Origin of the sequence: Methyloceanibacter marginalis (genome assembly GCF_001723295.1) — a bacterium.
Taxonomy (GTDB): Bacteria; Pseudomonadota; Alphaproteobacteria; order Rhizobiales; family Methyloligellaceae; genus Methyloceanibacter; species Methyloceanibacter marginalis.
Genome location: NZ_LPWD01000203.1, coordinates 1 through 6658 on the forward strand (window position 1 = coordinate 1; position 6658 = coordinate 6658).

General features: G+C 65.0%; 7 protein-coding genes and 1 pseudogene. 4 read left to right on the plus strand and 4 right to left on the minus strand.

Annotated features, from left to right (window positions below):
- From AUC71_RS21050 to eno, 3 genes and pseudogenes are all read right to left on the minus strand, one after another.
- A pseudogene (locus tag AUC71_RS21050) lies at positions 1–233 on the minus strand (hypothetical protein); the annotation flags it as partial.
- A gap of 57 nt (positions 234–290) precedes the next feature.
- The gene (locus tag AUC71_RS08375) at positions 291–608 is read right to left on the minus strand and encodes an FtsB family cell division protein (protein WP_069623902.1); all 318 of its coding nucleotides are present in this window, start codon (positions 606–608) and stop codon (positions 291–293) included.
- A gap of 74 nt (positions 609–682) precedes the next feature.
- Positions 683–1957, minus strand: a complete 1275-nt coding sequence (gene eno / locus AUC71_RS08380) for a phosphopyruvate hydratase (RefSeq protein WP_244500863.1) — start codon at positions 1955–1957, stop codon at positions 683–685.
- Between the two features lie 106 nt (positions 1958–2063).
- Between eno and AUC71_RS08385 the strand changes: the two genes are divergently transcribed.
- Genes AUC71_RS08385 through AUC71_RS08395 form a run of 3 tightly spaced genes read left to right on the plus strand, consistent with a single transcriptional unit; the run spans position 2064 to position 4609 of the window.
- Positions 2064–2414 carry a GFA family protein gene (locus AUC71_RS08385; RefSeq protein ID WP_069623903.1) on the plus strand — a complete coding sequence of 117 codons (351 nt, stop codon included), beginning with the start codon at positions 2064–2066 and terminating at the stop codon, positions 2412–2414.
- A gap of 4 nt (positions 2415–2418) precedes the next feature.
- Positions 2419–3123, plus strand: coding sequence for a 7-cyano-7-deazaguanine synthase QueC (queC, locus tag AUC71_RS08390; protein ID WP_069623904.1), 705 nt, complete (start codon positions 2419–2421; stop codon positions 3121–3123).
- A 25-nt stretch (positions 3124–3148) separates the two neighbouring features.
- On the plus strand, positions 3149–4609 hold the full coding sequence (locus AUC71_RS08395) for an SLC13 family permease (RefSeq protein ID WP_069623905.1): 1461 nt from the start codon (positions 3149–3151) through the stop codon (positions 4607–4609).
- Positions 4610–4612: 3 nt separating this feature from the next.
- Here AUC71_RS08395 and AUC71_RS08400 read toward each other — a convergent pair whose 3' ends face one another.
- Entirely contained in the window at positions 4613–5347 is a 735-nt protein-coding gene (locus AUC71_RS08400) for an SDR family oxidoreductase (protein WP_069623906.1), read from the minus strand.
- A gap of 215 nt (positions 5348–5562) precedes the next feature.
- Between AUC71_RS08400 and AUC71_RS08405 the strand changes: the two genes are divergently transcribed.
- Entirely contained in the window at positions 5563–6468 is a 906-nt protein-coding gene (locus AUC71_RS08405) for an AraC family transcriptional regulator (protein WP_342021827.1), read from the plus strand.
- Positions 6469–6658 lie beyond the last annotated feature (190 nt).

The window sequence follows — 6658 nt, forward strand, 5'->3', positions numbered from 1 at the left end:
AAGCCCATGCCGTAGAGCTGGCCCGCCTTCTCCTCGAAGCGGCGGATCAACAGCATGTTGCGGTAGGCGTCGAGCACCTCGTCCGGGGAAAGGCGCGGCTTCTTGGCCTCGGCGGCCTGCCGCTCGCGCGCTGATCCAGCCAGAAATTGGTGGCTCCAGGCGTCAGGCTTGGGCTGTTCACTCCGGCCTCCTCGACTCAAAACAAAGTCCGTCCGCGCGCGAAAAACTAGCACGAGAACAAACAGCGCAGGAAGCTTGAGGGTGCGGCGCCTGACCGCGAGGGTTTGCGGCTAGCGGAGCGGCCCGGTCGGGTCCGGCGCGCGGCGCTTCATCATCACCAAATCGTCCGGATGGGCCAGGTTGAGGATGGCCCGGGCGCGCTCGTCCAGCATGTCGGGGTCGAGATTTTCCGGCTGGAGCAGCGCGACGTCGCGCTCGATCCTTTGGCGGACCTCGGCCAGCCCCGCGCGCTCGCCTTCGAGCACATCCACCTGCCGTTGCAGCTCGGCACGGGACTTGAGCCCGTGATCCCCGTTTTGCAGGTGATAGCCGAAATAGCCGCCCGCGCTCAAGGCAAGCAGCGGAAAGACAAACGCAGTGAACCGCAATGACCCCTCCCCGGACAGCGAATCACGAAGATCGAACGACGGCGGTTAAGGTGCGGTTACCCGAATGCGGTTCTTCAGCGCTTCAGGACGGAGGCGCCGGCATAGCGGGCTCTCGGGCCCAACTCCTCCTCGATGCGGATGAGCTGGTTGTATTTCGCCACCCGGTCGGAGCGGGCGAGCGAGCCCGTCTTGATCTGCCCGCAATTGGTGGCGACCGCCAGATCGGCGATGGTGGTGTCCTCGGTCTCGCCCGAACGGTGCGACATCACCGCGGCGTAGCCGGCGTCGTGCGCCATTTTGACCGCGTCGTTCGTCTCCGACAGGGTGCCGATCTGGTTGACCTTCACCAGGATGGCGTTGGCGATGTGCTTGTCGATGCCCTCTTTGAGGCGCGTCACATTGGTGACGAACAGATCGTCGCCCACGAGCTGCACCCGGTCGCCGAGCGCTTCCGTCAGCGTGCGCCAGCCGTCCCAATCGTCTTCCGACATACCGTCCTCGATGGAGAAGATCGGATAGTTGGCGACGAGATCGGCGAGATAGGCCGCCATCTCTTCCGACGACAACGTGCGGTTCTCGCCGGCGAGCACGTAGCGTCCGTCCTTGAAGAACTCCGTGGCGGCCACGTCGAGCGCCAGCACCATGTCCTTGCCCGGATGGTAGCCGGCGGTCTCGATCGCCTTCATGACGAAATCGAGCGCCGCGCGCGTCGACTCGATATTGGGCGCGAACCCGCCTTCGTCGCCGACCGCCGTGCCGAGCCCCGCATCGTGCAGGCCCTGCTTCAGCGTGTGGAACACCTCCGCGCCCATGCGCACGGCCTCGGCGATCGACGCCGCGCCGACCGGCACGATCATGAATTCCTGAAAATCGATCGGGTTGTCGGCGTGCATGCCGCCATTGACGATGTTCATCATCGGCACCGGCAGCAGCGTCGCCTCCTCGCCGCCGAGATAGCGGTAGAGCGGCTGCTCGTGGGAGGCCGCCGCCGCCTTGGCCGCGGCCAGCGACACGCCGAGAATGGCGTTGGCGCCGAGCCGCTTCTTGTTCTCGGTGCCGTCGAGATCGCGCAGCAGCTGGTCGAGACCGCTCTGATCGTCGGCATCGAAGCCGTCGAGCGCCTTGCGGATCTCGCCGTTGACGCCCTCGACAGCCTTCTGCACGCCCTTGCCGCCGTAACGGGAAGCCGCCGTCGCGCAGTTCATGCGCTTCGTGGGCGCCCGTGGAGGCGCCGGAGGGCACGGCCGCGCGGCGTGATGGCCGTCCTCGAGCACGACGTCGACCTCCACGGTCGGATTGCCGCGGCTGTCCAAGATTTCACGGCCGATGATGGTGGCGATGGCTGTCATGCGGAACCCCCAAAACAATTCGGGGCCGTCTTAGCCTAGGCGGCTCGAGAGCGGAAGGTGTATATGGGCCTTAAGATGAGGCTGATAGGCATTCGAGGTAGGCTTGATGACGAAACACACCGGTGGCTGCCATTGCGGCCGTGTCCGCTACGAGGTCGAGGCCGAAATTGACGAGGTGATATCGTGCAATTGCTCGATGTGCCAGAAGCGCGGCTCGCTTCTGACCTTCGTGCCGGACCAGCAATTCGAGTTGCTGTCAGGCAATGACGACCTGACCGACTACCAATTCAACAAGAAGATCGTCCATCATCTGTTCTGCGGCACTTGCGGGGTCGCCTCGTTCGCCCGCGGCGTCGCCCCCGACGGATCGAAGATGGTCGCCATTAATGTCCGCTGCCTCGAAGACGTGGATCCCGCCTCGTTGCCGGTGAAGGCCATCGACGGCCGGAGTTTCTGAGCGCATGACCGCCGACGGCGCGCTGGTCCTGTTCTCCGGAGGCCAGGATTCCACCGTGTGCCTCGCTTATGCGCTCGACCGCTATCGGCGGGTCGAGACGGTGGGCTTCGACTACGGGCAACGGCACGGGATCGAGCTCGACTGCCGCAAGCGCGTGCGCGAGGAGATCGTCCACCGTTTCCCGCAATGGGAAGATCGGCTCGGGCCCGATCATATGCTCGATCTCAGGAGCTTCGGGGCGATCGGCGAGACGGCGCTGACCACCAATGCCGAGATCGTCATATTGGAGTCTGGTCTCCCCTCCAGCTTCGTGCCGGGACGGAACCTCGCCTTCTTCGTCTACGCCGCGGCGCTCGGCTACCGCCGCGGGTTCACGGTCCTGGTCGGCGGCATGTGCGAGACGGATTATTCCGGCTATCCCGATTGCCGCGATGCGACGCTGCGCGCGCTGCAAGAGGCCATCCGCCTGGGCACGAATATCGACTTCGCGATCGAGACGCCGCTGATGTCGCGCTCGAAGGCCGAGACATGGGCGCTGGCGCACGACCTCGGCGGCGATGCGCTCGTCACCCTCATCGTTGAGCGGACCCATACCTGCTACAAGGGCGCGCGCGGCACGCGCTACGACTGGGGCTATGGCTGCGGGACGTGTCCCGCGTGCGAGCTCCGCGCCAAAGGCTATTGGGAGTGGCGTGAGCGCGTGGGCTGAATCGTGCAGGATTTAGCGGGGGATCATGCCCGAGCAGGGGCGGACGGCAGCGGACTATAAGACCTACCAGCTCGTGGGCCTTCTGCTGGGGCCCATCGTGTTCCTGGCGGTGCTGCTGAGCCCTCCTCCCGCCGGACTTTCGGACACGGGCTGGGCCACGGCCGCACTTGCGCTGTGGATGGCCATCTGGTGGGCCACGGAGGCGCTTCCCCTCTTCGTCACGGCGCTCCTGCCGATCGTGATGGTGCCCTTGCTCGGCATTGCCGACATCCACGCCGCCGCCATGCCCTTCGCCAATCCCGTCGTCTTCCTGCTGTTCGGCGGCTTCCTCATCGCACTCGCCGTCGAGCGCTGGGACCTGCATAGGCGCATCGCCTTTCACATCATCCTGCGTGCCGGCAACCGGCCGCTCAATCTCATCGGCGGGGTGATGCTGGCGAGCGCCGCGCTCAGCATGTGGATCACCAACGCCGCCACCACCATCATGATGCTTCCCATCGCGGTGTCGCTCATCTCCGTGGTCCAGTCGGGCGCAGGCGGACGCGGAAAAGACGGCGTCAATTTCGCGGCGGCCATGATGATGGGCGTCGCCTACGCCGCCTCGATCGGCGGGATGGGGACCTTGATAGGCTCGCCGCCCAACGCCCTTGCCGCGAGCTATCTCGACCAGACCTTTCAGATCGAGATTACGTTTTTCGAATGGATGGCGCTTGGGGTGCCCGTTGCGCTCGTGATGCTCGGCGTCGCGTACTTGATCCTGACGCGGCTCATCTTCCGCTTCTCCGACGCTCTGAGCGGAACCGAGACCCAACGGGTCGCCGAAATGCTCCGCGAGATGGGCCCTCCGACCCGGCCGGAGAAGCGCGTTGCGGCGGTGTTCGCCGTCGTGGCCGTCGCCTGGATCGTCTATCCCTGGGTCGATGCGCTTATTGGCCTTGAGATCGGCGAGGCTGGCATCGCGATTGCCGGAGCCATCGCCCTGTTCGCTATTCCGGCCGATTGGTCGCGGCGGACGTTTCTGCTGGATTGGCCGACGGCGCAGCGTGCGCCATGGGACATTCTCGTTCTCTTCGGCGGCGGCTTGAGTCTTGCCTACGCGATCGACACGTCGGGTCTGGCCGTTTGGATCGGCAACGGCCTTTCTTTCCTGCACGGCATGCCGCTTGCCGTGCTCATCCTCGGCGTCGCTCTGCTCATCGTGTTTCTCACCGAACTTATGAGCAATACGGCCACCGCGGCTGCGTTTTTGCCCATCGCCGGGAGCCTCGCGATCGGCGCCGAGGTGGGGCCGCTGCTCGTCGCCGTCCCCGTCGCCCTCGCCGCTTCCTCGGCCTATATGCTGCCCGTTGCGACACTGCCCAACGCGCTCGTGTTCGGCACGGGCTATGTCCCGTTGCCGAAAATGCTGCGCGCCGGCGCGCTGCTCAGCGTGATCGGGGCGGCGGTGATTGCCGCGATGATCTCCACCGCCGCCCCGTTCCTCTAGCGGCTAGAGAGCCTGCACCGTGGGCCGCACGATGATGTCGTTGATGTCGACCTCGGCGGGCTGGCCGATCGCGTAGGCCGCCGCGTCGGCAATGGCCTGGGCGGGGATGGCGCTCGCCCGAAGCCCGTCGACCATCTTCGCCGTCTCGTCATGGGTGATGGTGTCGGCGAGCTCGGACTCCGTCGCGCCTGGCGAAATGACCGTCACGCGAATGTCGCTGTTCTCCTGGCGCAACCCTTCGGAGAGAGCGCTCACGGCAAACTTCGTCGCGCAGTACACGGCGCCCGACGGGAAGACGACGTGGCCCGCGACGGACGAGATGTTGACGAAATGCCCGAAGCCTTGGCGCTTCATGATCGGCAGGCCGGCGGCGATGCCGTAGAGCACGCCCTTGATGTTGACGTCGACCATGCGGTCCCACTCGTCCACCTTGAGGGCTTCCAGCGGCGACAGCGGCATCAATCCGGCGTTGTTCACCACCACGTCGACCTTGCCGTGGGTCTTGTCGGCGAACTGCACGAACGCCTCGACATCTTCCCGGTTTGTCACATCGACCGGCTTGAAGTCCGCCGTGCCGCCGTCGGCGCGGATCTCCTCGGCGATCGTCTCGAGCCGGTCTGTGCGCCGCGCGCCGAGCACGACCTTGGCTCCGAGCTTCGCCAGGTGCCTGGCCGTGGCCTCGCCGATGCCGCTGCTCGCGCCGGTGATGGCGATCACTTTTCCTTCGATATTGGACATGCCTGTTCTCCTCTTCGATTTGCTGGCGACGATGCCCGCCGCGTGTGAGGAGAGAAATGGTTGGGAGAGCCGGCGTGCGGTAGTCCAAAGCTCTTGCCTTATTGCCTGATCGTCCAAAACAGAGCGGGTGCGGCAATCCGGCGCCTGAGCTTGTGTTAGCTTCGACGTCTCCCCAGCCTTATGTTCTCGCGGGCGGAAAGGGGTTTCAGGAGTCCATGATGGCCGAGAGCCAATCTGAGTTCGCCAGCCTGATTGACCGATACGCCAAAGCCGATGGCGTTCATGCCACGCCCATCCCGCGGGTCTTTCTCGTCCGGAGCGCGCGCCCGACCTTGCCGCTGCATACGCTCTACGAGCCGGCGGTGTGCATCATTGCGCAAGGGCGGAAGCAGGCCATCCTGGGCGATGCGGTCTACGTCTACGACCGGGACAAATATCTGGTGATCTCGGTGGATGTGCCGGTGGTCGGGCAGATCATCGACGCCTCGGAGGCCGCGCCCTATCTCTGTCTGCGGCTCGATCTCGATGTAGCGACGCTCGGCACGCTCTTGCTCGACGCAGGCCCGGCGCCGAGCGGCCTGGCGCCTGCGCCGGCCCTGTCTCTTTCGAGCGTCACGCCGGAACTCATCGGCGCCGTGCTCCGTCTCCTGCGGCTCCTCGACACGCCCGGAGACATTCCCGTGCTTGCGCCTTTGGCTGAGCGGGAGATTCTGTTTCGCCTGCTCCGGGGCGACCAGACCGCAAAGCTCCGCGAAATCGCGCTGGGAGACAGCAAGCTGCGGCAGATCAATCGGGCTATCGGCTTAATCAAGGAGAATTACCGGGAGACATTCCGCATCGAGGATCTCTCAGATGTGGCGCGCATGAGCGCCTCGGCGCTGCACAGCCACTTCAAATCGGTCACCGCGATGAGTCCCCTGCAATTCCAAAAGCAGCTGCGGCTTCAGGAGGCGCGGCGGCTCATGCTCCAAGGCCTTTGCGACGCGGCCACGGCAAGCCATAGCGTGGGCTATACCAGCCCCTCGCAGTTCAGCCGCGAGTATCGCCGCCTGTTCGGATTGCCGCCGCAGCGCGACATTGCACGGCTCAAGACGTTTCCGGACGGCTTCATCGCCGCCTGATCCGGCGCGCGAACATGAACGCCAGACAACCGGGAGTTCAAAACGGGTTCACCCGGGTTGTGGGAAACCTCCACCATCAACCGAGAAGAACGGAACAAGCCGGGCTCGGGGATGCGTGAACAGGATGGAGACACCCATGACCAAGCTCAATCGCATGATCCTGATTTCCGTTGCCGCCCTGATGAGTGCC